Origin of the sequence: Phyllobacterium sp. UNC302MFCol5.2, from assembly GCF_000686005.1 — a bacterium.
Lineage (GTDB): Bacteria > Pseudomonadota > Alphaproteobacteria > Rhizobiales > Rhizobiaceae > Phyllobacterium > Phyllobacterium pellucidum.
This window is the reverse complement of record NZ_JMLL01000013.1, coordinates 112,443-138,242: the sequence shown is the minus strand read 5'-3', so window position 1 is coordinate 138,242 and position 25,800 is coordinate 112,443. Positions and strand designations below refer to the sequence as shown.

Annotated in this window: 21 protein-coding genes, 2 tRNA genes and 1 pseudogene; 8 read left to right on the top strand and 16 right to left on the bottom strand. The window is 56.9% G+C overall.

Annotated elements, in window-relative coordinates:
* Positions 1-414 precede the first annotated feature (414 nt).
* Positions 415-1,626, bottom strand: coding sequence for an MFS transporter (locus BR48_RS0117340; RefSeq protein ID WP_027232467.1), 1,212 nt, complete (start codon positions 1,624-1,626; stop codon positions 415-417).
* Positions 1,627-1,783: 157 nt separating this feature from the next.
* Positions 1,784-2,113 carry a DUF982 domain-containing protein gene (locus BR48_RS25565; protein WP_051615137.1) on the bottom strand — a complete coding sequence of 110 codons (330 nt, stop codon included), beginning with the start codon at positions 2,111-2,113 and terminating at the stop codon, positions 1,784-1,786.
* Between the two features lie 778 nt (positions 2,114-2,891).
* Here BR48_RS25565 and BR48_RS0117330 point away from each other — a divergent pair.
* Positions 2,892-3,221 (top strand): hypothetical protein, encoded by a 330-nt coding sequence (locus tag BR48_RS0117330; protein WP_027232466.1) that lies wholly within the window; start codon positions 2,892-2,894, stop codon positions 3,219-3,221.
* 17 nt (positions 3,222-3,238) lie between these two features.
* Here the strand turns inward: BR48_RS0117330 and BR48_RS0117325 are convergent, their stop codons facing one another.
* Genes BR48_RS0117325 through BR48_RS0117305 form a run of 5 tightly spaced genes read right to left on the bottom strand, consistent with a single transcriptional unit; the run spans position 3,239 to position 8,889 of the window.
* Entirely contained in the window at positions 3,239-4,225 is a 987-nt protein-coding gene (locus BR48_RS0117325; protein WP_027232465.1) for an ABC transporter permease, read from the bottom strand.
* Positions 4,222-5,202 (bottom strand): ABC transporter permease, encoded by a 981-nt coding sequence (locus BR48_RS0117320; protein WP_027232464.1) that lies wholly within the window; start codon positions 5,200-5,202, stop codon positions 4,222-4,224. The genes BR48_RS0117325 and BR48_RS0117320 overlap by 4 nt, the downstream gene beginning before the upstream one ends.
* Positions 5,199-6,725 carry a sugar ABC transporter ATP-binding protein gene (locus tag BR48_RS0117315; protein WP_197030367.1) on the bottom strand — a complete coding sequence of 509 codons (1,527 nt, stop codon included), beginning with the start codon at positions 6,723-6,725 and terminating at the stop codon, positions 5,199-5,201. The genes BR48_RS0117320 and BR48_RS0117315 overlap by 4 nt, the downstream gene beginning before the upstream one ends.
* A 59-nt stretch (positions 6,726-6,784) precedes the next feature.
* Positions 6,785-7,915, bottom strand: coding sequence for a sugar ABC transporter substrate-binding protein (locus BR48_RS0117310; RefSeq protein ID WP_091922531.1), 1,131 nt, complete (start codon positions 7,913-7,915; stop codon positions 6,785-6,787).
* Positions 7,916-7,956: 41 nt separating this feature from the next.
* Complete coding sequence (locus tag BR48_RS0117305; protein ID WP_027232461.1) at positions 7,957-8,889, bottom strand: SMP-30/gluconolactonase/LRE family protein; 933 nt, start codon at positions 8,887-8,889, stop codon at positions 7,957-7,959.
* Between the two features lie 380 nt (positions 8,890-9,269).
* On the opposite strand from BR48_RS0117305, the gene BR48_RS26325 reads away from it, so the two are divergent.
* Positions 9,270-9,473 (top strand): hypothetical protein, encoded by a 204-nt coding sequence (locus BR48_RS26325; RefSeq protein ID WP_091922528.1) that lies wholly within the window; start codon positions 9,270-9,272, stop codon positions 9,471-9,473.
* Positions 9,474-9,646: 173 nt separating this feature from the next.
* Positions 9,647-10,393 (top strand): response regulator transcription factor, encoded by a 747-nt coding sequence (locus BR48_RS0117300; RefSeq protein ID WP_027232460.1) that lies wholly within the window; start codon positions 9,647-9,649, stop codon positions 10,391-10,393.
* Positions 10,394-10,434: 41 nt separating this feature from the next.
* On the opposite strand, the pseudogene BR48_RS0117295 reads toward BR48_RS0117300, so the two are convergent.
* The 5 genes and pseudogenes from BR48_RS0117295 to BR48_RS0117275 form a co-directional block, all read right to left on the bottom strand.
* Positions 10,435-10,692: pseudogene (locus BR48_RS0117295) on the bottom strand (transposase); the annotation flags it as partial.
* A 95-nt stretch (positions 10,693-10,787) separates the two neighbouring features.
* The gene (locus BR48_RS0117290; RefSeq protein ID WP_027232458.1) at positions 10,788-12,227 is read right to left on the bottom strand and encodes an HlyD family type I secretion periplasmic adaptor subunit; all 1,440 of its coding nucleotides are present in this window, start codon (positions 12,225-12,227) and stop codon (positions 10,788-10,790) included.
* Between the two features lie 4 nt (positions 12,228-12,231).
* Positions 12,232-13,953: a type I secretion system permease/ATPase gene (locus BR48_RS0117285; RefSeq protein WP_027232457.1), complete on the bottom strand. Its 1,722-nt coding sequence runs from the start codon at positions 13,951-13,953 to the stop codon at positions 12,232-12,234.
* Between the two features lie 103 nt (positions 13,954-14,056).
* Entirely contained in the window at positions 14,057-14,638 is a 582-nt protein-coding gene (locus BR48_RS0117280; RefSeq protein WP_027232456.1) for a hypothetical protein, read from the bottom strand.
* Positions 14,639-14,928: 290 nt separating this feature from the next.
* Positions 14,929-15,963, bottom strand: a complete 1,035-nt coding sequence (locus BR48_RS0117275) for a hypothetical protein (RefSeq protein ID WP_245273564.1) — start codon at positions 15,961-15,963, stop codon at positions 14,929-14,931.
* A 492-nt stretch (positions 15,964-16,455) separates the two neighbouring features.
* Between BR48_RS0117275 and BR48_RS0117270 the strand changes: the two genes are divergently transcribed.
* Together BR48_RS0117270 and BR48_RS0117265 are read left to right on the top strand one after the other, a co-directional pair.
* On the top strand, positions 16,456-16,728 hold the full coding sequence (locus BR48_RS0117270; protein WP_155810914.1) for a hypothetical protein: 273 nt from the start codon (positions 16,456-16,458) through the stop codon (positions 16,726-16,728).
* A 246-nt stretch (positions 16,729-16,974) separates the two neighbouring features.
* A complete protein-coding gene (locus BR48_RS0117265) occupies positions 16,975-17,646 on the top strand; it encodes a class I SAM-dependent methyltransferase (protein ID WP_027232453.1) in 672 nt (223 codons plus the stop codon).
* Positions 17,647-17,952: 306 nt separating this feature from the next.
* On the opposite strand, the gene BR48_RS0117260 is transcribed toward BR48_RS0117265, so the two are convergent.
* The gene (locus BR48_RS0117260; RefSeq protein WP_155810913.1) at positions 17,953-19,911 is read right to left on the bottom strand and encodes a hypothetical protein; all 1,959 of its coding nucleotides are present in this window, start codon (positions 19,909-19,911) and stop codon (positions 17,953-17,955) included.
* Positions 19,912-20,058: 147 nt separating this feature from the next.
* On the opposite strand from BR48_RS0117260, the gene BR48_RS26320 reads away from it, so the two are divergent.
* Positions 20,059-20,430: a hypothetical protein gene (locus BR48_RS26320; RefSeq protein WP_155810912.1), complete on the top strand. Its 372-nt coding sequence runs from the start codon at positions 20,059-20,061 to the stop codon at positions 20,428-20,430.
* Between the two features lie 69 nt (positions 20,431-20,499).
* Here BR48_RS26320 and BR48_RS0117250 read toward each other — a convergent pair.
* Positions 20,500-20,576, bottom strand: a tRNA-Asp gene (locus BR48_RS0117250).
* Positions 20,577-20,764: 188 nt separating this feature from the next.
* Between BR48_RS0117250 and BR48_RS0117245 the strand changes: the two genes are divergently transcribed.
* Both BR48_RS0117245 and BR48_RS0117240 read left to right on the top strand, forming a co-directional pair.
* Positions 20,765-20,840 (top strand) — tRNA-Val (locus BR48_RS0117245).
* 157 nt (positions 20,841-20,997) lie between these two features.
* On the top strand, positions 20,998-21,600 hold the full coding sequence (locus BR48_RS0117240; protein WP_027232451.1) for a HupE/UreJ family protein: 603 nt from the start codon (positions 20,998-21,000) through the stop codon (positions 21,598-21,600).
* Positions 21,601-21,663: 63 nt separating this feature from the next.
* Here the strand turns inward: BR48_RS0117240 and lon are convergent, their stop codons facing one another.
* Positions 21,664-24,084 (bottom strand): endopeptidase La, encoded by a 2,421-nt coding sequence (gene lon, locus BR48_RS0117235; RefSeq protein WP_027232450.1) that lies wholly within the window; start codon positions 24,082-24,084, stop codon positions 21,664-21,666.
* Between the two features lie 439 nt (positions 24,085-24,523).
* The gene (clpX, locus tag BR48_RS0117230; RefSeq protein ID WP_027232449.1) at positions 24,524-25,798 is read right to left on the bottom strand and encodes an ATP-dependent Clp protease ATP-binding subunit ClpX; all 1,275 of its coding nucleotides are present in this window, start codon (positions 25,796-25,798) and stop codon (positions 24,524-24,526) included.
* Positions 25,799-25,800: the final 2 nt, after the last annotated feature.

Sequence of the window (25,800 nt, the reverse complement as noted above, 5' to 3'; positions counted from 1 at the left end):
CAGGCTGACAAGAATGCCATGTTATGCACATGACTGCCACTTATACGCGACAGATCACACTATCCCGGAAGATGGTGCGATGCGGCGAGGGTTAGCGCGTTAGCGCCATGGGCGCAAGTGCGACGATGGCCGCAAATCTGTTCGCAAGTTCCAGCTTCCGCAGTGTCCACTTGCTCCAAAATCGTCAATTTCTGCATGTTTTGCCTTGTTTTCGCGCCAAATAGGCTGCGAATGCCTCTTTAGAATGATGTTAATGTGGCCCGCGCTTTCGAGCCTGCGGGGCGAGAGATATCTGACTGCGACATTCGGTCCTATAAACGATTTAACCCCTTAAACGCCGCGATCCCTGAAGCGCACGCCAACAGGGCGCAAGCGCCCGTGCCTCAGCACCGAACAGGCTACAGCAGCGTTGGTTCAAACACCTGCCAAAGGCTCGAGACCGAGGCCCTGCCCTTCTTCGCTGAGGGCCTTTTCGCGGTACTGCTTCCTGTCGAGCAGCATCGACCAGGTTGCCACCGCAAGTCCGGTCGCGGCCAATAGCGAAGCCACATAAGGCAAATTCTGATAGGAGACCCCGAATGTCAGCGCGACGCCGCCAATCCACGCTCCCGCCGCATTGCCTACATTGAACGCGCTCTGGTTGAGCGTAGCCGCAAGATTAGGCGCGTCCCCAGCCGTTTCCACCACGCGCATCTGCAGGGGCGGAATGGCGATGAAAAAGATCAGGCCCCAGAGGAAGACGCCGGCGATCGCGGCAAACTGGTATGTGCTGATCCCGGCAAAGACAATATAGACAAAGACAAGTGCAAGCAGGGAGCCAATCACCGTCGGCATCAGCTTCCAGTCGGCGAGCCTGCCGCCCAGGATATTGCCGAGCGTAATTCCCGCACCGAAGAGTAGCAGCACCCAGGTGACCGACGAGGCCGGAAGGCCAGAGACGTCGGTCAGAATTGGCTTGATATAGGTGAAGACCGCAAACAGGCTGCCCGAGGCAAGCGCCGATATCAGCATGGCAAGCCATACCTGCAACTTGCCGAGCACCCTGATTTCGCTGAGGATGCCCGTGCCCTTGTCCGTATCCTTCGCTGCGGGAACGAGGAAGGCGATGGCAATGACGGCGGCGATGCCGATCGCGACAACTGCAAAGAAGGTGGAACGCCAGCCATAGGCTTCGCCAAGTGCAGTCCCCAACGGTACACCGAGAATGTTGGCAAGCGTCAGGCCGGCAAAGAGCAGCGCAATCGCGCTCGCGCGCTTGTGCCGGGGAACGAGATTTGCCGCAACGACCGAACCGATACCAAAAAATGCGCCATGACCGAAGGCGGTAAAGACGCGCGCGACCATCAGCATCCAGTAGTTCGGTGCGATGGCACAAAGGAAATTGCCAATGACGAACAGCATGGCAAGTCCGACGAGTACGGGCTTGCGCGGCAGCGATGCCGTGGCGATGGCAATGATGGGTGCACCGACGACGACGCCGAGCGCATAGCCTGTCACCAGCAGGCCTGCATGCGGAATGGAAACGCCGAGATCAGCAGCAACCTCAGGCAACAGGCCCATGATCACGAATTCGGTCGTTCCAATACAGAACGAGGCGATAGCTAAGGCGAGAATCGGCAAAGGCATGGGAAGGACCGCGAGTCTTGAGAAAGTACCGATCCTGCATAGCGTAGCACGTTAAACAAATGACGATTGTGCAATGCAGCGATGCATTTCCGCTGGAACTGCGAGTTAAGCGTGCGAAAGCCGGCGAAGAGGGTGTCCGCCTCGCCGTCCGGTTGAATCAATCACCTTGCCCGATCGTGATGTGAGGCTGGGCCGCCTCGTCCTCAACCGAAAAGGCTGCGGCGTTCACCTTGTCGTTGGCTGGACGGTGGGCGGCTGACGCTTCGGTCTTTTCCTCGACGAACGCATCGACTTCCTTGGCTGCTTCAACGAATGCGAAACGAGCCGCTCTGGCGGTTGCTTCACCATCCAAAGCCTTGGCACATACGGCTTTTGCTTCTTCGTAGAGAGGGCCGCATTGTTTCGTCCAGCGATGCTTCAACAGGTCCGCAGCCTGCTTAACCGAAGACACGTTCATAATCGTGCCGGAGCGCGGTGATTTGATCATTACATGTTCAAAGGATTGATCACGCATAGCACAAGAATGCGGGGCAATAGGAATGGTTCCGGAGGCTCCCCGGGACCATTTAAGATCTACTTACAGTAGAATTCGGTTCGTATTGAACCAAAGCAGTTGAAATGCGTTTGATTAGTGGATTGCATGGCATGACAATTTTGTGAGTCGGACAGATCGCGGTCACAAAGGGGTTGGCTCCACGAACGTTTGCTGATATTCGGCCGGCTCCATTCAAGAAGGACTTATGCAGCAATGAACAGTCACTTTGCTCTCATCCTGGCGATGCTTACGGCAGTAGCCTGGACTGGAACACTTGTTTATCTGGTCAAGCGGTGGAGCCACGGTCACGGTCGGAAGTGACAATTTCCGGTGATATGTACCGGAATGTGATTTGACAGCCTAAATCGAAAGTATCAGGGTGGATCTAAGCCCTCCCCCGGCCCATGGAGGCTCGACGATTGCCATCGACATGAGTGGCGCATTGTCGAGCCTCATTTTTCTCAAAATAGCTCTAAGTGCGCAACCAATGTCTGGTTTCCGCGTTATTGTAGTGTCGGGAGCGTTATTTGAACGCGTTTCAGATATCCCGATCGAGGCCCAGTATCGTCCATGGCATCAAACGCTGTGTGGCAATCTGGGCCTCACTCATGAGCCACACATCCCCATCTAGTCCTTTGGATGTAGTTGCGCATCACCCATCCGATTAGGTTGTTCGGCTTTTACCCCTAGGTTAGCGTTTTGTGAAACGCGTGACTCGGGGGACTTGCGCATGCTGATAACGATACTGCTGGGCTTGGCCCTGACTGCTGGCAAGGTAGACAAGGGTGATGCCGTCATGCAGGCCCAGTTCGATCTGCTCAGATTGTCCTATGCATGCGGCGATCCACTATACAGGTCGAAGCGCGACTCGACCCGGCGCTGGATCGAACGGCTGGAATCAAACACAACCTACAGTATGCAGGACGTTGCAGATCTCGATAGCGGTCTGAAGAACGGCACCATCAAACCCGCGACCCGGGTAGAGCGCGGTGACTGCATCAAGCTTCTCGCCGATGGGGAGGCGAAGGTCGAAAGCCTCGTCGAGGAATACAACCGCTAGTAATATTATTTCATTGACTATTTCCGGTCGATCTCGCCGCGTCCGTAACCGAGCAACATGACAAGAATGACGACGCCGTAGATGATCTGGCGCCCTGCCTCCGGCATTTGCATCACAGCCAGGATCGATTGCAGCAGCGTTATCAGGATAACGCCGGCGATCGTGCCGAGATAATTGCCCTTGCCGCCAAGGATATTTGTTCCGCCAAGCACAACGGCCGCAATGGCCGGCAGGAGATAGGGGTCTCCCATCGCCTGATAGGCCTTGGTCGAATAGCCGGCCAATAAAACACCTGCAAAAGCCGCCGCGGCACCGGAGAGCACGAAACACCAGATGATGACGCCATTGGTGTTCACGCCTGAAAGATATGCCGCCGATTCGCGATTGCCGACCGCATAGACCCGGCGCCCGAAGGCGGTTCGGGTTAAAAGATAGGTGGTGAACCCGCCGACGATGATCCAGATGAAAAGCGCGTTGGGAAAGCCGAAGAACAAGCGCCCGACTGCCATGAAGTGCATCGCGTCGGTTGCATGATCCTGCGGTGCGAAGCCGCCGGTGTGCAGCACCATGAGACCCTGGACGACCGCGTTCATGCCCAAGGTGAAGATCATCGACGGCAATCGCAAATAGGCGACGCCGAGTCCGTTGAGCAGGCCCACAAGCGCGCCGCAAAGCACGCCGACCGGAATCGCGACGACATTGCCGATGTCGCCGAACCAGCCGGCGACAGCCGTCGCCATCATGGCTCCGAGCGTAACTGTCCAGGGTATCGACAGATCGATGTGACCGATGAGAATGACCATCATTGCGCCGGAGGCAATAATGCCAAGAAACGCGCTGATCTGCAGTTGCTGCAGGAGATACTCCGGAGAAAGAAACTCGCGCGAGTAGAGTGCGCCGCCAAGCAGCATCAAGATGATGCAGCCGAACGCAATGATGACGGAGCGGTCGAGTGTAAACCGGAGGATCGGGACAGTGCCGGCCTGAAGCTTCTGGTCGTTCATGCGAAAAGCTCCAGCCGGTTGCGAATGCGCAGCACGCGGATCGCGCCGAGGCTGACGGCGGCAAGGAGCACGACGCCCTGAAACAATGGCTGCCAGAGCGGATCGAGATTGAAGACGAAAAGCAGATCCTCGATTGTGCGAAGCACGAATGCCCCGAAAATGGAGCCGATGGCGGATCCCCATCCGCCAAAGAGCGACGTTCCGCCGATCACAACAGAAGCGATCGAGTTCAGCGTATAGGAGCCGGCTATCGGCGCGGATGCCTCTCCCGAATAGGTGTTGAAGGTCAGCATCAGGCCGCCAAGTGCGGCGAGAAAACCCGCGAGCGTATAGGCGAGCAGTTTGGCGCGTTGGACCGGCACGCCCGACATATACGCCGCTTGCTCATTTGAACCTACGGCATAGGCCGCGCGGCCGAGAACCGAGCTGCGATAGGGCAACCAGACCAGCACGACAACGGCCAGGAGAATAACCAATGCGGTCGGAATCACTCCGAAAAGCTGGCCGGTCGCAAAATCCGCGAGGTCGGACTGCACATCTCCGCCGGGGCCCGGCCTGATGTAAAGCGCGATGCCGTAGAAAATCGCCCCCGTGGCGAGTGTGGTGATGATAGGCTGAAGCCTGCCCCAGACGACGATGGCACCATTGAGGAAGCCAGCCGCGGCCCCGACGGCAAGGACGGCCACAGCACCGAGCAGCCCCTCGCCCAATGTGCCGACCACGATCGCCGAGGCGAGGCAATTGGCAAGGATGAATATCATCCCGACAGAAAGATCGAGCCCGCGCGTCAACACTGGCAGGGTCTGGGCCATGGCAACAAGTGCGAGTAGCACCGCCTTGTTCGCCGCCGTTGCGGCAACAGCGGCGTTCAGACCCACCGGATGGTTCGAGGTGTATATGGTGAACATCAAAATGAAGAGTGCAATCGCGCCCAGGAGACCGGCATTGTGCGAGATATGATGGCGAAGATTGCTCATGCGGCCTGCTCCTTGCCATTCACGTTCAGCGCTGTCTCGATGATATTTCGCTCGTTGAGATCGCGACCGAAAAGTTCGCGCGCTATCCTGCCGCCATACATCACCAGCACCCGGTCGCAGCAGCCGATAAGCTCGGCATAATCTGTGGAGTAGTAGAGGATTGCGACGCCGCTATCGGCAAGATCGCGCAGCAGCTTGTAGATTTCCTGCTTCGTGCCAACGTCAATGCCACGGGTCGGATCGTTCAAGAGAATGATCCCCGGCCCGGTCATGAGCCATTTCGCCAGCACGACCTTTTGCTGGTTGCCGCCGGAAAGCGTGCTGACGGCGGCCGCAAGATCGCTGACCTTGATCTTCAGGCTTCTGATCATCTGCTCGACGGCCGCATGTTCTGCGCTGCGGTCAAAGCGAAGCCCTTTTTGGAACCGCGACAGCGAAGCAAGGCTGATGTTGTCGCGAATGTTCATCGGCAGCATCAGCCCTTCTGTTTTCCTGTCTTCAGGGATAAGGGCGAGCGGCAGCCCTGCCCGCAGGGCCGCGCGCGGGCCGGACAGCCGTTGCTGCTTGCCCAGAACCTCAACCGTTCCCGATACGCCCTTCAAAACGCCAAACAATGCAAAAAGCAGCGAGCGCTGGCCCTGGCCATCCAATCCGCCCAGCCCGACGATTTCGCCCTTGCGAACGTCGAGAGAGATGTCCTTCAATTGCTCCGCCCAGGAAAGGTTACGAACCGACAGAGCCACGGGCGCCGAAAGATCGGCGGCGGGCTTTTCGGGATAGTGGTGGGTGAGTTCACGGCCGATCATCATCTGGACGATGGCGTCCATCGAGCGCTCGCCGATGCCAAACGTCTCGATCTTGCGTCCATTACGGAAAACCGTCGCGCAATCGGCAAGCGCAGTAATTTCATGCATCCGGTGCGACACGTAGAGTATGCCAACACCTTCGGAACGCAGTTTACGGATGATCGCATAGACACGTTCCACGTCGGCGGCGGTAAGCGCCGAGGTCGCTTCGTCAAGGATCAAAAGCTTTGGCCGTTTTGCCAAAGCCTTGGCAATCTCGACCATCTGGCGGCGCGACAAGGGAAGGTTGCGCACGAGTTCGAGCGGATGGATATCGTCGCAGCCGATCATCGCCAAAAGTTCACGCGCCCGTTCGCGCTGTGCGCGCGCATCGATCAAACCCGCCCGCATCGGCGGTGAAACGATTGAAAGATTGTCGGCGACAGTCATATCGGGAAGCAGCGACAATTCCTGAAAGACGCAAACCACGCCCGCCGCCATTGCCTCGGTCGGGTTGCGGAAATCGACTCGCTTTCCTTCTACATAGAGTTCGCCTTCACTCGGGTCTGTCACCCCGGCGGCAATCTTTATCAGCGTCGATTTCCCTGCGCCGTTCTCACCGAGAATGGCGTGAATCTCGCCGGGATAGGCAACGAAATCCACCTCGCTCAAGGCCGCTATGCCACCATAGCTTTTCGAGACATGCTTCATTTCCAGAATGGGCGCGGGTTGCGACACGTCATCCTCCTCCAAGACGCGAGTTTACCGGGGCGCGAATGCGCCCCGGTTGGTGCCGCTTACTGGTCAGCCTTCGTCTGGCCCATGATCTCCTGCGCCGAGAAGTTGATCCCACAGGTCGGGAAGGAATTGCCGACGAAGAAGTTGTCGCTCTCCTTCGCATAGTAGCTGTCGCCGTCCTTGAAGTTCGGATCCTCGACAATCGACAGTGGCAGCGAGATCGACTGCGGCACGACCTCGCCCTCAAGCGCGGCTATCGCCGTCTTGATGGCAACCGCGACCTGGGCCGGCCCGGTCCCGGCGGAGGTGCATTTCAGCCCATCCTTCGAATGTTCGGCGCATAGTTTGCGGAAACCATTCTCGGTTTCGCCGCCGACGGGCACGAACGGATGCTTCGCGTCGATCATGGCGCGGACCGTACCTGTCGAGCCGCCCTGTACCGATACACCATCGAAATGCTTGTGGACGGCGATGGCATCAGCAACGACCTTCTGGGCGGTGCCGTCATCCCAGCGGCCGACCACCTCCACCGTTTCCCATTGACCGCCGGACTTCTTCAAGACTTCCTGAATGCCCTCATGGCGATCACGGTCGACCGATGTACCGGTGACCCCGCGCACTTCGAGGAGCTTGCCCTTGTTGCCTGGCACGTTCTTGACCAGCCAATTGCCCCACAGTTCACCGAGGCCCTTCTGATCGACATTCACATTGACGGCTTCATCCGTATCGAGTGTGTTGTCGAATGCAACAAGTACTACGCCAGCGGCATTGGCGCGCTTGATCACCGGTTTGAAGGCGGTCGGATTCTGCGCGTTGACAACAATCGCATCGTAGCCGGAGTTGATGAAATTATCGACGGCAGCGATCTGTGCGGCGACATCATCCCCGGTTGAGACGACCTTGAATTCCTTCAACTTGGCTTTGACTTCGGGCAAGGCGGCATAGGCTTTGGCGGTCTGGATCATCTGGATGCGCCAGGTATTGCCGATAAATCCATTGGCAAGGGCTATGCGATAGGGACCTTCTTTCTTGGGCCACTGGAAAAACTTGGTCTCGGACGTTTGCGGCTTGAAGCATTCGGCATCCTTGCTTGGGCCTTTTACGACCTCGGGGCCCGCAGCATAGGCGGATACACTCATCATCAGACTGACTGCTGTCGAAATCATCATGCTCTTTAGGATCATGCTCATTTCTGCTCCTCCTCCGTTGATTTATTGTCGTTGCCTGCCGATTACGGTGCCTGTACTCCCTGTCTCCTGGTCTCCACCGCGTAGACCGAACTCGTCGCCGTTATAAAAAGGCGTGATTTGGACGGTCCGCCAAACGTCAGGTTGGCGACAACCTCCGGGACCAGAACGCGGCCGAGCCTTCCGCCCGCCGGCGTATAGCAATGGACGCCGTCCGCGGCGGATATCCACAGAAGGCCCTCCGTATCGACACGCAATCCATCCGGCACTATGTCGATAACCGCGACAACCCGGCTTTTTCCAAGCTTGCGGCCGTCGACGACATCCAATGCGCGTACATGATGTGGGCGCGTATCATCGAAGCCGAAACCAAATCCGCCGGCCCGGCCTGAATCCGCGATGTAAAGGACGCTCTCGTCGGGCGAAAAGGCAAGTCCGTTGGGCCTGTCGAAATCATCGGCCACCAATTCCACGGCGCGGGTATCAGGATCGATGCGATAGACATTGTTGCCGTCGATCTCGCGGTCGGCTCGTATGCCCTCGTAATCCGAAATGATCCCATAGGGCGGGTCTGTGAACCATATCGAGCCGTCGGACTTGACCACAACGTCGTTCGGCGAATTCAGCCGCTTGCCCTGCCAGTGAGTTGCAAGAACCTCATACGCGCCATCCGTGCCGGTTCGGCTGACGCAACGCCCGCCGTGCTCGCAGGATACCATTGCGCCGTCGCCATCGAGCGTGTGGCCATTGGCACGTTGCGAAGGTTGCCTGAAAACCCGCGCGCCCTTTGTTTCTGACCATGTCATCATCCGGTTGTTGGGGATATCTGAGAAGCGCAGTTCCTGGATATCATTCAGCCACACAGGCCCCTCGGCCCAGACAAGACCGGTTGCGATCTGCCCGAGCTTGGCATGCTCGGGAAAGAATCCCGCAAAGCCGCGTTCATCTTCCGAAAGAAAATGTTGTTCCACTCCCATGCGCCGGCCCTCCCGTGCCGGTTAGTCTCGCTGGACGCGAGACGCCTTAACGTTTCCCTCTCATGCCGCCATGAGGCATCTCACGACATGGCGCTCGCCCGCGTGTCGCCCGGACAGCGAAACTCCGTCGCGCGCAACACCCCTCGCAGTTGCAAGTGGTAGCGGGTTCTATCAGCATTGTTTTCGGGTAACGGCCGGCGACACGTCCCACCCCTGAATAGAGATTTTATATCTAAGATAACATATGCGTCATCGAGAGCCCAAGACTTTGTTAGCCGGAACGCCTGTCTTTACGATTATAAGTTGCATAGGCTGTATGCAGCGCGTTACCACGTTCCGTGCCACCCGAGACAAGCTCATTCCAGGGCAAGGAGAAATGCATGACAGTCGCAAGAGCCATCGCCGCACTCATTACAGCTTGCCTGCTTATGGGCTGCAGCAGTGCCAAAGGCGACTGGCGCGCGCGTTATAACGCGATGTGGCGGACGGAACGCTCATGTGCTTCGGGCTATTACGATTGCGGCCTGCGAACCAGCAATCAGGCGAGCCTTCACGGCGCGCGCAATAACAGAAACTGGCACTGACGCAACGACCGGGAAAGCGCCCCGCACCATTGGATATCAGCCAAAGGATATAGCCCTATGGAGGCATACCTATGTCCAGATTGGAGTTAATCCCCTTTTTATCATGACATGACGCACGAACGGGAATAATATGTGTTGCAAATGGATTGCAAAAAATCCAAGGGGGGCTGCAAGTGTCCATTAACTCTGACACAAAACGCCGTAAGGCGCGTAATGCGCCGACTGTAATCGTCATAGAGCAACATACACTGGCAAGGACGACAATAGTCAGACTTCTCGAACATGAGCTCGCTGGCTGGGACTTTATCGATATGGTCTCAATAGAGACTCTCGATAGTGCTCTGGGAATGGACGTGCGGCTTATCGCACTCGACCTTGCCGGCCGGACACTGGACAGTACCAGCCTCAACGACGATCTCGACGCAATCAGGGAACGTTTCCCCGAAGCCTCGATCGCACTTCTATCAAATACTGACGATACGTTCGTGGCTTCGCAGGCGCTCGAAATGGGCATTCGTGGTTATTTCACGACATCCATTCCTCTCGATGTTGCGCTCGCGGGCATGCGCCTTGTATTGGCGGGCGGCGTGTTTTACCCGCATCCGCTTGTTGCCTCACCTTCGCGCAGTCGCGCAATCATCGCGCCCAGCGGGCCTGCGGACGAGCCGCGCAAGGTGATCAGCGTCAATACCGATTATCTGACGATAGCCGATTTCACGCCGCGCGAGGCGGATGTTCTCGCAGAATTGCAGTGTGGACACCCCAACAAGGTGATCGCTGGCAAACTCAACCTGTCGGGCCACACGGTGAAAATGCATCTGCAGCACATCATGCGCAAGTTGCAGGTCCAGAACCGTACGGAAGTCGTTGCGCGCCTTGGCCAAAGGACGATGGCAGACCAGGACGTCAGGGCCAACTGAGGCTTTGGGTAGAATCGCTTCTAGGCATTTCCGCGTGAGGTCTTCTCAAGCATTTCACTCAGCGTCGCCGCGGCCAGCATGGTCTCGGCGAGCAGTTTCTTGAGCTTCTGATTTTCTTCTTCCAATGCTTTCAGTCTTCTGGCGTCGAACCCGACATTCTTGAACTGCAGTGATTGCCAGCGATAGAATGTCGGCTCACTGATACCGTGCCGGTGGCAAACCTCGGCCACCGTCGTTCCGGCCTGGTGTTCTTTCAGAATGCCTGTGATTTGATCGTCGTCGAACTTTCTCTTACCCATCGATACGATCCTTCGATGGCCGCTGCCGGCGAAGCGGATGCGGCGGAACAACCCGGCATGGTGTTCCGCCCGAATTGATCCGTCCCACGCCCATATCAGTCTTCGCGGAACGCGCGGTGGAAGCTGTCGATGAGGGGACGCAGCGCGTAGAATGCAACGCTGTTTTCGCCGGTCTCGATCAGAGCCTGGGCAGGCATGCCCGGAACGAGCTCTACATCGCGCATCTTAGCCAGCCGTTCGTCGGTCACCCTGATGGTCGCGGCGTAATAGGGTTGGCTCGTCTGCTTGTCGACAAGACGGTCGGCCGAAACGTATTCGACGATACCCTTGAGCAGCGGAACGCGACGTTGATTGTAGGGAAGCAGGTGGACTTGCGCCTGCAGGCCCGGATGAACGACGTTGATGTCTTCCGGCCGCACCCGCGCCGAGACGACAAGCTTGTCTTCACGCGGCACGAGATCGACCAAGGGTTGCCCCTCACCGATGACGCCGCCCGTCGTATGGACACGCAAATCCATTATCGTGCCGTCTTCCGGCGCGCGGATCGAGGTCCGCGTCAATTGATCGTCGATGGCGCGCAGGCGTTCGCTCAGCTGCAGGATCTGCGTTTCGGTGTCGCGCATGCCTTGCGAAACCTCGTTGAGGCGATCGCTTTCGAGCTTGACCAGATATGCCTGGCTTTCGCTGATGACCTGGTAGGCGCGGGAAATCTGCGCGGTGACCTCACCGAACTGACCATCGAGATCGGCTTTTTCCCGGCCAAGAACCAGTAGCCGGCTCTTGCGCTCGAGGCCCTTTATCGCGAGCGGCGTTACGGTCTCGAGTTCCTGTCGGGCGATCTCGACCCGTTCTGTCAGCGCAGCCTTTTGCGCCGTAAGCCCGGTGATTTCCTCCTGCACCTGCTCCATCTTCTTTTGCGTGATCGCAATTTCGGATTGGAGGACCTGTTTGCGCGTCTCGAATATCCGCTGTTGACCGCTGAGGATGCCGTCAACCGATGGGTTGTTGTGGCGAACTTCTTCAAGATCGATGGGGTACACGACACGGTCGAGGTTCTTTTGCTCCGCGAGTAGGCGAGCGTGACTCGCCTTGGCATCCCAGAGCTGGCCCTGGAGGCTGTCGCGCTCTGAACGTGATTTCGTGTCGTCAAGCTGGAAGAGTACCTGCCCCGCCTTTACTGCATCGCCGTTCTTGACAAGGATCTGGCGTACGATGCCGCCCTCCAGATGCTGGATGGTCTTGCGGCTCGACTCCGGCTCGACCAGCCCGGATGCGATCGCTGCGCTTTTGAGCGGTGCGAAAATCGACCATGTGCCGAAGCCGATGATGAAGACCCCGATCAGGAGGTTGCCGACCAGGGCGACCCTGCGGAGCCGTGACATGGGTGACGGCGCTGCCAACAGGGTGTTGACCTGCGTGCCTTGCGGCGAATAGCTGAGCAGCCTTTTGAGACTCGTGCCGGCTAGAGCGGTCCGGCGCATCACGCTCAGTGCTCCGGTCATACGTGACGGAATCTCGGATTGAACGAGGGCCATGGCTCTATCCTTGTGTCCCTGCCGGTGACAGCGGCTGGAGATAGGTGTCGTAGATGTGATCGCTGTCGCCGAAGGCGTCGACCGTACCGTTACGCATGATCGCAATCTTGTTGGTCACGGGCAGCAGCCCCATGCGGTGGGTGATGATGACGACAGTCATCCGGCGCGCCTTCATCCGCTCGATGGCGTTGAACAATACGCGCTCACCGTCAAAATCGAGGCTAGAGTTCGGATCGTCGAGCACGACCAATGAGGGATTGCCATAGGCAGCGCGCGCCAATCCAAGTTGCTGGCGCTGCGCGCGCAAAAGCAAGGCACCGCCGTCGCCGATGTCGGTATCGTAGCCCTGCGGCAGCCGCATGATGGTGTCATGCAACCCGACAAGTTTTGCCGCTTCGATGGCCTTGCTGGCGTCGCCACCGTCAAGGCGCCCGATCACGTCTCTGATGGCACCGCCAAAGAGTTCGATATCCTGCGGAAGATAGCCGATATGCCCGGCGCCACCGCAAAGCCGCAGCGCCGATATATCGACGCCTCCGAGAAGCGCGCAACCGTTTGTCGGCTGCAGGACGCCTGCCATGATACGGCCAAGGGTGGATTTGCCGGAACCCGACGCACCGATCAAGGCGACACAATCGCCAGGCGCTAGTCGAAGATTCACGCCCTCCAGCAGATTTTTTTCCTTGAACGGCAGCTTGTAGCCAACATTGTCGAGTACGAGACCGCTCGATTCCGGTACCGGCACGATGCGGGCATCGGTGCCAGACTGGACGGCGATGAGCATTCTGTTCAACCGGTTGAAGGCATTGCGGGCAAAGGCAAATGACCGCCATGCGCCGATTGCCCCCTCCACCGGCGCGAGCCCGCGGCCAAGCAGAAGGCTTGCGACAAAGATGATACCGGGGCTGCTGTTGGCTTCAAGAACAAGCCACGTAGCAGCACCCATGACCAGGATCTGCGTCAGCGTGCGGATCGATTTCGAAAATGCCAGGATGATTTCGGTCCGGTGCATGGCGCTGTCCTGCGCCTTGCGGGCAAGTTCGGCGTCGCGATAGACGATTTGCGCTGCGCCGTCTTGCATGCCCATCGAGCGGATGACCTGTATGTATTTGAGGGCGGTTGCGAATTTGGAATAGCTGCGTGCCAGCGCGAAATTCGCATGCGCCAGAGGTTCGCGTGTCGCAAATTCCGTCAGCAGCGCAAGCAGCAGCAGCGATACGGCGCTGACGAGGCCGATAGCGCCAAGCAAAGGGTGCACCATGAAGAGCAGAAGCAGGAAGACCGGCGCCCAGGGCACATCGAAGAGCAGAGCGCTTGCGGGGGAATCGAGAAACTGGCGCAGCGAGGCAAGATCGCGATAGCAATCTGTGGCTGTTCCGGTATCGGCGCGCGCAGCGTATTCGAATGACGCGGTCAGTACCATCGGACGAAGCCGATGATCGAGCCAGCTGCCGATCCGCGACAGCGCGGCGCGGCGCACAATATCGAGCGCCGAACCCACGACCACGGCCGCCGCAATGATCAACGTCAGCATCACCAGCGTGTCGGCACTACGGCTCGACAGCACGCGATCGTAAATTTGCAGGAGGTAGACCGAGGGGGCCAGCAGGAAAAGGTTGTAGCCGCAACTATAGACGAAGACGAGCCCGAAGGCTCCGGCACAGGCGCGGAGCGCGAGGACCAGATGCGTCGGTTGGCGCTGGGATTGTGTGATGTTCGTTGTCATTATCGGGGTCTCAATACGCAGGGTACTGACAAGGCAGACGCGTGGTCACACCATTCGGAGAGGCAGGATCGCCGGATATACCGGCGATCCTCCTGGGGTCTGCTTATGATCCCAGATCGTGCAGGTCGATCGAGCCGAGCACGTTGACGAAATGATCAAGCGCATTGTTGACCGTCGTCGTTGTGGTTTCAGGATCCGTGTGAACAACGGCTGCGGAAATATCGCCGCCGAGTGCATTGTTGCCGTTACCGCCATTGCCGCCGACGCCAGCAAGGATCGTGCCGTGCTGATCAGCAGCAAGTTCGTTCAGCTGGTTGCCGGTCGTGGCAGCAGAAACCGCTGCAACGTTGCCGCCGCTAGTGTTGGACTGGCTGCCGTTCGATGTTGCGTCGCCGCCTGCACCGCCAGCACCGAGATTGGTGATCGCTGCCAGGAAGCCATCATGGGCCGAAGCGTTACCGCCCTGCCCGCCGCCACCAGCTTCCCAATCGGCCTTCTGCCAGACATCATCGCCGTTGTACAATTTGGTATGTGCGCCTTCGACAGTCTGTGAGGCTTCAAAATAGGCTGTAGGGCTGAAGTTGATCGTGCCCTCATTGTATCCATCGCCGCCATTGCCGGCATTGGCGTCGCCTGCATCGGAATGATTGAGCTGGATGGTGTCAGACAATTGTGGAATAGGCATAATTTTACTCCTCTACTTTAGTTTTTGTCCGTGTTTCTCCCACGGCCCGGTACCCAGCAGTCTCCGCCAGGCAAGATAACCGCCCCATAAGAGTGCTCGCGTTCGGGCCGGCGAACTAGCTAGATATTCGGGGATGTTCCTTTGGGCGGGGTGGCTTCGAAGAGTGGTATGTAGTCCGGGAACGGACAAAAGGATGTATCCTGCCGTCCAGCCAAAACGACCTGCAGACGGCGGGCGCAATGCCCGCCGTCTTCAGAAAAAACCCTGTCTGTTTTGTGGGCTAACGCACTTTAAGCGTGCATGAACGACATGATGTCGTCCACGAGTGAGGCGTGATCGACCGTCAGGTTACCCTCGCCGCCATGCCCGCCGATGCCAGCCATCTGCAGCGCATGCTGGTCATAGAGCACGTGGTCGATCTGTTGGGCGTCCGCGGTGCCGCCCGCCGGAACGGCAATATTGACAGGATGGAAATAGCCGACATTGACATCGACGATGCTGCCGTTCGAATAACCGGAGCCTCCGCCGCCTCCCGAGCCCATGCCGGAACCGGTGAAGATCGTATCTGAACTTAAATTGAAGCCGCCACCGTCTCCGCCAATGCCGGCGATTTGCACGGCACCCTGATCAAAAACAACATTGTTGGTCTGGTGAGCTTCGGCCGATCCGCCAGCTGCGCCAACGGCGATGTTGATTGGCGAAAAGATAGCGACGTTCACATCGATCATGCTGCCGATGAAATAGCCGTTGCCACCGTGCCCGGCATAAAGATCGCCGCTATAGGTGAGCGCCGTTCCAGCACCGCCGGGCGAGTTGGTGATGGCACCATTGTGGTCGCCGCCATCGCCGCCGATGCCACCGATCTGGGTCGCGCCCTGCAAGAACAGGGCATTGTTGTCCTGATGGGCGGACGCATGCGAGCCTGAACCCCAGGATACGGCCGTATTGACTGGAGCAAAGACCCCGACGTCAGAGCTGACCATGCCCCCGTAGAAAATACCGTTGCCGCCGGTGCCGGCGTGGTTCACGGTATCGCCGCCCCCGCCATTCAAAACGACATTGCCGCTTCCGCCGTCTCCGCCCATGCCGGCCATTTCGGTAACGTGCTGATTCATCAGCGCATTGTTACCCTGATTGGCGTCGGCCGAGGAATGAGGGCCAGCGATGGCAGCATTAGAAGGCGTAAAGATCGCGAGCGGATCGGCCGATATGAGCCCGATGGCGATCCCATCGCCACCGCTGCCGGCGGAACTGCTCGGAAGAACTTCGAGCGGAAGCCATGTTGGCACGAGCGCCAGATGCCCCGAAGCGGAACCCGGGATCATGCTTTGATTGACGCTCGGATTGAGCGCTTCTTCCGCTACGGGCCGATTATCCGCCATGACGTCTCTCCACTCCGCTTACACGCACGGTCCCGACAAAACACGCGGGCGCATGGTTCTTATTGTCCGCTATTGTGAAGGCGAACGGCGAAAAAGAAGAGCCTGCAATTCGTCTACAGCCTTTTGGGGGTAGGAATAGCCGTTTGGCTATATCCCCCGGCCTTCAACTCCGCGGGCCCGACCGGCCCCAGGTGCCCCCAGCGAAGCGATCGATCAATATGATGCCAGCGACGCCGCGCTTGTAACAGACTATCTGCGGCGGGAGGCGCCGGCAGATCACTATGTTGGGGCGTATGAACAGATTTATCGAAAGGCCATCAAGGCAGCCCCGGCCGACGCCAATGAACTTGGGCTTGCCAACGGACCTGGGCACAGGAACTCGCTGTTACCGCTGAAAAGCGGTTGTGGTATCGGATTGCCTCGGAAATGCAGTGGATGCCCGAATACAAGTCCATCGGCGACATGCTTCACCAAACGAAGGTGGAGCTTCTTGCTCACATGGTCTCGCTATCGGAGCGTCAAGACGCCAGTGCATCCCTGATGGATACGCGCACCGCGCTGATGAGCCAACAGATCGGTAAAATGCAACGCGATGTATCAGCCTCGGCGGACTTTCTGGAGAATCTCCGAACCATATACCGAGCGGTGGTCCCGTTATGGCTCAGGCGCGCTGGTGCGAATTTGCACGCGCGTTTTGCAAGACGATGATGCCGATAGACCGCCATGACCGTTATTGGCAAAGGCGGACGTCTGCCGGAGCGAGCGCTGTAGAGGCCAGACCCAATCGCAAGTTTCAGACTCGGCAAAAGATTGTCTCCTCCCCACCGGCGTCATTCGACTTCATCCTGCCCCGCTGCTCGATCCCAAGGCGCCGATGCGACTGGCCAGCCACCTTAGGTTGTGATCTGGTGCTTCATCAATTAGGCTATGGTCAATGAAAATAGGGGACATCGAATGGCCTTAGAGTCTGCAGCCAACGTCACAGAGATTTACAAGAAGCGCTTCATAGAAACGGGCCTCGCGAAAAGGGACCGGGTATGGAAAACGCTTTGCAGCTCGTATTTCAACGACCTCGTGCTTGCGGATGGGTCTATCCTCGATCTTGCTTGCGGATATGGCGAGTTCATCAACAACATCAACGTTCGGGAAAAATACGCGGTTGATCTTAACCCAGATGCGGCGGAGCACCTTCTTCCCACGGTATCCTTCACGCCATCAATGGCTGATGATCTTGGCCACTTGCCAAGTGACTCGCTTGATCGCGCATTTACGTCAAATTTTCTTGAGCACCTTCCGGACAAAAAGGTGTGTGACGCTGTCCTCAAAGAAATTCTGCGGGTTCTAAAACCCGGCGGGCGATTCATCATTATGGGCCCCAATATTCGCTACGCTTACAAAGAGTACTGGGACTTTTACGATCACTATCTGCCTCTCTCCGATGTGTCCCTGGCGGAAGGCCTCGCGATGAACGGTTACAAGATCGTTTCGGTGACAGATCGCTTTCTACCCTTCACAATGGCAAACAAACAGCCTACGCACGACCTGCTTATAAAAGCATACCTGCGCATGCCTTTCTTCTGGCTTTTTTTTGGAAAACAATTTCTTGTAGTTGCCGAGAAGCCGTGACCAATCTTATCGATGCTCTATTGGGCATCAATAAGCGACCAGTAAGACCATCCCCAGTCACACGCCGCGACGCATTCGGTACGCAGCTTCACTGATTGTGTGGCTTCGGACAGTTCGATGCTCGCGGCGTGCTCGCCGCGATCCTGCTCTTCAGTAAGAGGCGTGAGACACCGTTTGAACAAGGGAGTTGAACCAGAAATTTCTGCCCCGAAACATACTCCGGCTGTAGTGCCTCCCTGCCACGACCCATCGCGCATGCCAAATTTAACATTGAGCACTTTGTGACCCGATACGTCTATTTTTACTTCAGTTGGGCTGTGGGCGAACAACTTTCTGTCCAGTTTCCTTGATTCTGGCCTTCAAAAAAGCGTTCGCGGTTGACGCGGCAGCCAAAGGATGGGTGTCGAGTTTGGCGTACTGAACCTTAAATTCAGGTACGTAGGATCGGCCAAGCCAATTTGGACGAAGAATCTCAAAGCTTACTGGGCGGTTAGAGCCAACGGGGTTTTCCACCCCTGTCGCTATGTCAACAAATTCTCCAACCGACTTAATAACTGGCGATAGAATAAAGCCGTTTTCCGCTATACCCGGAATAAACCGAAAAACCTCTGGTTCACGATCGGCATAGTACAGTTTTATGTGCAACTCAGGTGTCTTGAATAATAATCTTATTATTCGTCCAATGAGGGTATGCCTGATTTCAATTTTTGCGAAAACAACGGAGTCATCCTTAGGAAGGTCTATCTTTTCGCCAATGCGACCCGTTGCCGTACTAAATGCCCCGGTAAGTTCCGGCAATGCTTGCGCTCGTTGCCTTAGAACCACGAGCCCGTCTTTTTCGTCTGTCGGCTCATATTTTTCCAAAAACAAAGGCCAAAGCGCTCCTTCAGTAAAAGCTGGCAGCCGCTGATCTATCGGATCGATCCCAAAAAGAACTGTACGAGGTGCTCTCGTCGACTTGAAAAATTCGCGATTTGCCTCGATCAATGCCGTCGAGTACGTGGCATATTCCTGAATGGTCGGCCTGGGGGTGTACTGCATACCCGATGCGATCACGCGAGATTGAATATTGGGTATGACATCGACCGTGCCCTCAATCAAAGGCATCGGCTTCGCTGCCTTTATGCGCGCCTTTGCGGATGACTGTGCCTCCGCATGATCGTCTGCCCATCGAGCCGGATTCCGCAGAAATCTTCCAATCTCGCCAACTTCCGACAAGCCTGCAGATAGGCGGGTTGGGATGCTTGGGATCGACCATCGGTCGCCGATAGCGTCAAAGTTTGCATAGGTGTGCGTCCACACGATTGAACATAGAACGATACCTGCCAAGGCAATTTTGCTGACGTTGGAATTAGCCACAAAAATGGCGCCGCCAATGCTCAAGATTAGGGCTGACCATGCGATAAGCGAATGCAGATCGTGCCTGACAAACCCGTGCTTCAATGAGAGAAGTAAAATAATGAAGAGCAAAACCGGGGCGCTCGACACTTGGATGAACTTCCCAATCGTGAAGGGCTTTAACCTAAACAATTGATCCAGGGCGAAAATAGTTGCTCCCGACATGGCGAGGACAAGCCAAATCGATATCTCTTTGAAAGAGCCCGGCGTACTCATTGAATCAGAGTAAGAGGCTGACACATCCAGGCTGGACACCATGTAATCCGGGAGACTGCCAATTTGCATCCCCGCGAGGAACATGGCCAGGACCAAAGCCACAAGAAATAAAACTGAGCAGATCGGAGCCTGACGGCGAGAAAGCCTAATGAAGTCGATTAACAGTGAGGCTAATATTATGACAGGTAAGGCGGAAAACTTTGTCAGAGCAATAATCGAAAATGCAGTGGCCGATGCTGCAATGTACCAAGTGTTAGGCTTGTCGTCTCTTCCTACCACGTACACAGCGAACAGCGGCAGAATATTGAGTATGGAATCTACGAAAACGGTGCTCATCAGAGCTGCGAGGATAAAAATCGTCGTGTAAACCGCATCCTTGGTGAACAACTTGAACGAAGTGAGAACACCATATGCAATCAGGATCACCGAACCCGCGAACACCGCGATTGAAAAGTCCCCTTGGTAATATTTATAGAGTACGTTCAGATATGGGCCGACGGTAAAGCGAATGTCAGGGCCGAACTGCAGCCCACCTGATTGTGCCTCGGAAACCCCCGCTATCCAACTGGGATCTAAACCATCGGCGATAGGTGTGAACTTCAGTCGGATGACGTATGAAAGCAACACTCCAAAAACGGCAGTTGCAACCACCCTCACCCAATACCCGACCCTTACCATTCATCACCCAAAACAACAAATCTTGAGAACGAGCTATACCAGATCGTGATTCTGAGCAATTTATGATTTTATGAAACTGGGTGCCTAGCGACTTTCCGAGCCCCCGCTGCGGGCAACGGCTTGACCACAGAAATTCGCCAGCTTGCGCCTGATGCCATTCTATGGCGTGGACTGGCCGCTACCGCGATCTGTTCTTCATTCGCACCATCATCCGAAAATAGCAATGAAACGAGAATGCTGAGTTCCTGCCTTCTCCCAACTTCTCAATTGCCGGGTCATCGATACGAGGTCTTATCCAAGTGGAGGATTGTTTTTATGCTCATGTATTGCTGTGAAAATGGGAAACAGCATCGATTAGAACAAGACGCTGCAAAAGACCTATATGCCGGTCAACCTGACGGCAAGCAGCGGATGGGTCACGCAAGACTGGACGCCGCAAAAAGGCTTTTAGAACAGAATGAGATCAAAAAGTTGAAACTCGTGGGGAAATAAAAGTTGAAACTCGCCAGAGCTCCGCTCTTCCAGCGGTAAGCTATTTAATTGATTTATTTGAGAGAAAAGTGGCGCGAGTGACGGGGCTCGAACCCGCGACCTCCGGCGTGACAGGCCGGCACTCTAACCAACTGAGCTACACCCGCGCACTTTCGTGCCGAACATTTCGTCCGGCGTGAGCGGTCGTTTAAGGGGTTCGCGGGGGTGTGTCAAGCACAACCGAACAGGAAAAATGCGAATGTGAAAAACTCTTCGCGGAAATCATAAAAGTGTCGCAACCCTCTTGCCAATATCGCGCTAAACGCATAAACGCTCCGTCCATACCCTTTGAGTAGGGCGATTAGCTCAGTTGGTAGAGCGCTTCGTTTACACCGAAGATGTCGGGAGTTCGAGTCTCTCATCGCCCACCATTCCATCTCCCAAACCGTATCTGAGAGACCGGCGATCACGACAGCGATGACCGCTGATTTTATGCCGCTGTCAGCATTTCCTCTTTCTCTCGCGGCCCATCTGCGGCAACAATGGCTTCAGCCTCCTTCCAAGAACGCTGAAACACGGGAACAGAACATGCCAGCCCTCCGCACCTTCAAAATCGCCGTTGCCCTTGCCGCCAGCCTATTACCGTCCCTTGCCCATGCCCATGTGGGCCTCGGAGATACAGGCGGATTTACGCACGGATTCGCCCATCCTTTAACCGGGCTCGACCATATCCTTGCCATGGTGCTTGTTGGGATCCTCGCCGTACAGATGGGCGGGCGTGCCTTATGGCTCCTCCCCCTTGCCTTTATCGGCATGATGAGCGCCGGCGCTGCGCTGGGCTTTGCCGGCCTTGGCATGCCGTTCGTCGAGGTCGGCATTGCAGCATCGGTAATCGTGCTCGGCGCCGCTGTTGCGTTTGAGGTAAGGACGCCAGTCGCCGTTGCCGTTGCCCTCGCAGGTCTGTTTGCCACCTTCCACGGTCATGCGCATGGCGCGGAGATGCCGATGAATGTTGCCGGGTACGCCTACGGCGCCGGATTCATCGCCGCCACCGCAATTCTTCACCTTGCAGGCATCACCCTGGGTCTCGGGGCCGCCAAATTTGGCGAGCGCTTCGGTCCCAATCTGGTGCGCATCGTCGGAGCGATCGCCGCTGCCGCTGGCCTCGGTATTCTCGGCGGCGCTATCTGAATTCAAGCGCCGAATCAAAAAGGCCGGGCAATTGCTTGCCCGGCCTTTTGTTTATGCGTTCGCTTAGTGAGCGACCTGCGCTGCCGTTTCATCCTCGACAGGCGCAGCCGGCACATGTGCTGGCTCGGTCCACTCGATCCGCTCCGGCTGACGGATCAGCGCGTGCTTGATCACCTCGTTGGCATGCGAGACCGGAATGATCTCGAGGCCGTTCTTCACATTATCAGGTATCTCCACCAGGTCCTTGGCGTTATCCTGAGGGATTAGAACAGTCTTTATGCCACCGCGCAGCGCGGCAAGCAGCTTCTCCTTGAGGCCGCCGATCGGAAGGACCCTGCCACGCAGCGTGATCTCGCCGGTCATGGCGATATCCTTGCGAACCGGAATGCCCGTCAGTATCGATACGATGGCCGTAACCATCGCGATACCTGCCGAGGGTCCATCCTTCGGCGTTGCGCCTTCCGGCACGTGCACGTGGATATCGCGGCGATCGAAGAGTGGCGGCTCGACGCCGAAATCAATCGCGCGCGAGCGGACATAGGAAGCCGCTGCGGAAATCGATTCCTTCATCACATCGCGCAGGTTGCCCGTTACTGTCATGCGGCCCTTGCCGGGCATCATGACACCTTCGATGGTCAGCAATTCGCCGCCCACCTCGGTCCAGGCAAGACCTGTTACGACACCGACCTGGTCTTCGCCGTCGATCTGGCCGAAACGGAACTTCTCGACACCGAGATAGTCGTCGATGTTGCTTTCCGTAACCTTCACCGCCTTCTTCTTGGTCTTCAGAATTTCGGTGACGGCCTTGCGGGCGAGCTTCATCAGTTCACGTTCGAGACTGCGCACACCGGCTTCCCGCGTATAGTTGCGGATGATAGCGCGGATCGCACCCTCTGAAACCGAAAACTCCTTCGGCTGCAATGCATGATCGCGAATAGCCTTGGGCAACAGGTGCCGCTTGGCGATTTCCAGCTTCTCATCTTCCGTGTAACCGGCAATACGGATGATCTCCATGCGGTCCATCAAGGGGCCTGGAATATTCAGCGTATTGGCCGTCGTCACGAACATCACATTCGACAGGTCGTACTCGACCTCGAGATAGTGATCCATGAACGTGGAGTTCTGTTCCGGATCGAGCACCTCGAGCAGCGCAGAGGACGGATCGCCGCGGAAGTCCTGGCCCATCTTGTCGATCTCATCGAGCAGGAAGAGCGGATTGGACTTCTTGGCCTTCTTCATCGACTGGATGACCTTGCCGGGCATCGAACCGATATAGGTACGGCGGTGACCGCGGATCTCGGCCTCATCCCTCACGCCGCCGAGCGACATGCGGATATATTCACGCCCCGTCGCCTTGGCGATCGAGCGGGCAAGCGAGGTCTTGCCGACGCCGGGAGGACCGACGAGGCAGAGGATCGGACCTTTGATCTTGGTCGAGCGCGCCTGCACGGCGAGGTACTCAACGATACGGTCCTTGACCTTGTCGAGCCCGTAATGCTCGGCATCGAGGATCTCGTCGGCGAGGTTGAGATCGTTCTTGATCTTCGACTTCTTGCCCCACGGAATGGACAGCAGCCAGTCAAGATAGTTGCGAACGACGGTCGCCTCGGCGGACATCGGGCTCATCTGCCGCAGCTTCTTAAGCTCGGCATTGGCCTTCTCGCGCGCTTCCTTCGAGAGCTTGGTCTTCTTGATCCGGTCTTCCAGCTCGGCTGCCTCGTCGCGGCCGTCTTCGCCATCGCCGAGTTCCTTCTGAATCGCCTTCATCTGTTCATTCAGGTAGTACTCGCGCTGGGTCTTCTCCATCTGGCGCTTGACGCGCGAGCGGATGCGCTTTTCCACCTGCAGGACGGAGATTTCCGATTCCATGAACGACATGGCTTTCTCAAGCCGTGCGCGCACCGAAAGAATCGAAAGCATGTCCTGCTTTTCGGGAATCTTGATCGCTAGATGCGAGGCGACCGTATCGGCAAGCTTCGAGTAATCCTCGATCTGTCCGGCGGCGCCGACGACTTCCGGCGAAATCTTCTTGTTGAGCTTGACGTAATTCTCGAAATCCGAGACGACCGAACGCGCAAGCGCTTCGATCTCGACAGGATCTTCCTCGGGTTCTGCGAGCGTTACGGCAGTGGCTTCGTGATATTCCTCGCGATCGCTGAAACCGGTGATTTCGGCGCGGGCGATGCCCTCGACGAGCACCTTGACCGTACCATCCGGCAGTTTCAGAAGCTGCAGCACGTTGGCAATCGTGCCAACCGTGTAGATCGCGTCGGCCTGCGGATCATCATCCGCAGCGTTCTTCTGTGTGGCAAGCAGGATTTGCTTGTCGACGCCCATGACTTCCTCAAGCGCACGAATGGACTTTTCGCGGCCGACGAAGAGTGGAACGATCATGTGGGGGAAGACAACGATATCGCGCAACGGCAGAACGGCATAAAGCCCGCTCTGGCCACCCGCTGGTGTCTTCTTGCTTGCAACCGTCATTTCATGTCCTTTCTCAGGCCATCTGGCCAGATCGCCACGCCCGGGTACCCATGGGTTGCATGATCATTCCAAAAAGCGTCCACTTTCGGGGATCAGCATGAGCGGCGTACTACCGGTTGTGCGGCTTACCTCATTACTTGGAGTGGCGGCCCGCCTGTTTCAAGCATCCCGGCCCCAAGCACAATCACAGAATCGTAATCTATCCTGCTCCTGCAAATTTCGGAGCGCAATCTTCCGCAAGGCAACAATTAGGGTGCGATGGTGTGATTATCGTGGAAATCATCCACATACGCCGTCTGCTCTTCATTGCCTTTCGAACAGCGCTCGATGGTGTCAACCAACCTCATGCAACCTTTAGCGCAATTCAGCCGACATATAAAACAGAAAAGCTCCGCATGTGTGCGGAGCCTTTCGCATTTAGCGGCCAATCTCTCCGCGATCAGGCGGAAACATTGCCTTTCTCTTCCTTGCGTTCGGCATAGATGTAGAGCGGGCGTGAATTGCCCTCCACCACATCGCCGGAGATGACGACTTCCTGGACACCGTCGAGCGTCGGCAATTCGTACATCGTGTCGAGCAGGATCTTCTCCATGATCGAACGCAGGCCGCGTGCGCCGGTCTTGCGGGCAATCGCCTTCTTGGCAATCGCCTTCAACGCGTCCTCGTGGAACGTCAATTCGACGTTTTCCATGTCGAACAGGCGCTGATACTGCTTGACCAGGGCGTTCTTCGGTTCAGACAAAATCTGCACCAGAGCGACTTCATCAAGGTCCTCGAGGGTAGCGATGACCGGCAGGCGGCCCACGAATTCAGGAATGAGGCCAAACTTCAACAGATCCTCCGGCTCGAGTTCGCGGAAGATCGCGCCGACGCGACGATCGTCCGGAGCCTTGACCGAGGCACTGAAGCCGATGGAGGTCTTTTCGCCGCGAGCCGAGATGATCTTGTCGAGACCAGCAAAGGCGCCGCCGCAGATGAACAGGATGTTCGTCGTGTCGACCTGCAGGAATTCCTGCTGCGGATGCTTGCGGCCGCCCTGCGGCGGGACGGAAGCAACCGTACCTTCCATGATCTTCAGCAAGGCTTGCTGCACGCCCTCGCCCGACACGTCGCGGGTGATCGACGGATTGTCGGACTTGCGGCTGATCTTGTCGACCTCGTCGATATAGACGATGCCGCGCTGCGCCCGCTCGACATTGTAGTCGGCAGATTGCAGCAGCTTGAGGATGATGTTTTCGACATCCTCGCCGACATAACCAGCTTCCGTCAGCGTCGTCGCGTCCGCCATGGTGAATGGCACGTCGATGATGCGTGCAAGCGATTGAGCCAGATAGGTCTTGCCGCAACCGGTCGGGCCAACCAGGAGGATGTTGGACTTCGCCAGTTCGACTTCATTGTTTTTCGATGCGTGCGCCAACCGCTTGTAGTGGTTGTGCACAGCGACAGAGAGAACACGCTTGGCATGGCTCTGACCGATGACATAATCATCGAGAACAGCCATGATTTCCTGCGGCGTCGGGACGCCTTCGCGGGATTTCACCATCGAGGATTTGTTTTCCTCGCGGATGATGTCCATGCACAATTCGACGCATTCATCGCAGATGAATACAGTCGGGCCCGCAATCAGCTTGCGAACTTCGTGCTGGCTCTTTCCGCAAAACGAGCAATAAAGCGTATTCTTGGAATCGCCGCCGCCGTTGCTGACTTTGCTCATTG

Excerpts from the sequence above, each read along its gene's own strand:
- BR48_RS0117275 (WP_245273564.1), bottom strand. The coding sequence starts at position 15,963 with ATGATCCCGGGTTCCGCTTCGGGGCATCTGGCGCTCGTGCCAACATGG.
- BR48_RS0117325 (WP_027232465.1), bottom strand. The coding sequence starts at position 4,225 with ATGAACGACCAGAAGCTTCAGGCCGGCACTGTCCCGATCCTCCGGTTT.
- BR48_RS0117285 (WP_027232457.1), bottom strand. The coding sequence starts at position 13,953 with ATGACAACGAACATCACACAATCCCAGCGCCAACCGACGCATCTGGTC.
- BR48_RS25565 (WP_051615137.1), bottom strand. The coding sequence starts at position 2,113 with ATGATCAAATCACCGCGCTCCGGCACGATTATGAACGTGTCTTCGGTT.
- BR48_RS0117310 (WP_091922531.1), bottom strand. The coding sequence starts at position 7,915 with ATGAGCATGATCCTAAAGAGCATGATGATTTCGACAGCAGTCAGTCTG.
- BR48_RS0117340 (WP_027232467.1), bottom strand. The coding sequence starts at position 1,626 with ATGCCTTTGCCGATTCTCGCCTTAGCTATCGCCTCGTTCTGTATTGGA.
- BR48_RS0117305 (WP_027232461.1), bottom strand. The coding sequence starts at position 8,889 with ATGGGAGTGGAACAACATTTTCTTTCGGAAGATGAACGCGGCTTTGCG.
- BR48_RS0117280 (WP_027232456.1), bottom strand. The coding sequence starts at position 14,638 with ATGCCTATTCCACAATTGTCTGACACCATCCAGCTCAATCATTCCGAT.
- lon (WP_027232450.1), bottom strand. The coding sequence starts at position 24,084 with ATGACGGTTGCAAGCAAGAAGACACCAGCGGGTGGCCAGAGCGGGCTT.
- BR48_RS0117265 (WP_027232453.1), top strand. The coding sequence starts at position 16,975 with ATGGCCTTAGAGTCTGCAGCCAACGTCACAGAGATTTACAAGAAGCGC.
- BR48_RS0117240 (WP_027232451.1), top strand. The coding sequence starts at position 20,998 with ATGCCAGCCCTCCGCACCTTCAAAATCGCCGTTGCCCTTGCCGCCAGC.
- clpX (WP_027232449.1), bottom strand. The coding sequence starts at position 25,798 with ATGAGCAAAGTCAGCAACGGCGGCGGCGATTCCAAGAATACGCTTTAT.
- BR48_RS26325 (WP_091922528.1), top strand. The coding sequence starts at position 9,270 with ATGACAGTCGCAAGAGCCATCGCCGCACTCATTACAGCTTGCCTGCTT.
- BR48_RS0117320 (WP_027232464.1), bottom strand. The coding sequence starts at position 5,202 with ATGAGCAATCTTCGCCATCATATCTCGCACAATGCCGGTCTCCTGGGC.
- BR48_RS0117270 (WP_155810914.1), top strand. The coding sequence starts at position 16,456 with ATGCCCGAATACAAGTCCATCGGCGACATGCTTCACCAAACGAAGGTG.
- BR48_RS0117290 (WP_027232458.1), bottom strand. The coding sequence starts at position 12,227 with ATGGCCCTCGTTCAATCCGAGATTCCGTCACGTATGACCGGAGCACTG.
- BR48_RS0117330 (WP_027232466.1), top strand. The coding sequence starts at position 2,892 with ATGCTGATAACGATACTGCTGGGCTTGGCCCTGACTGCTGGCAAGGTA.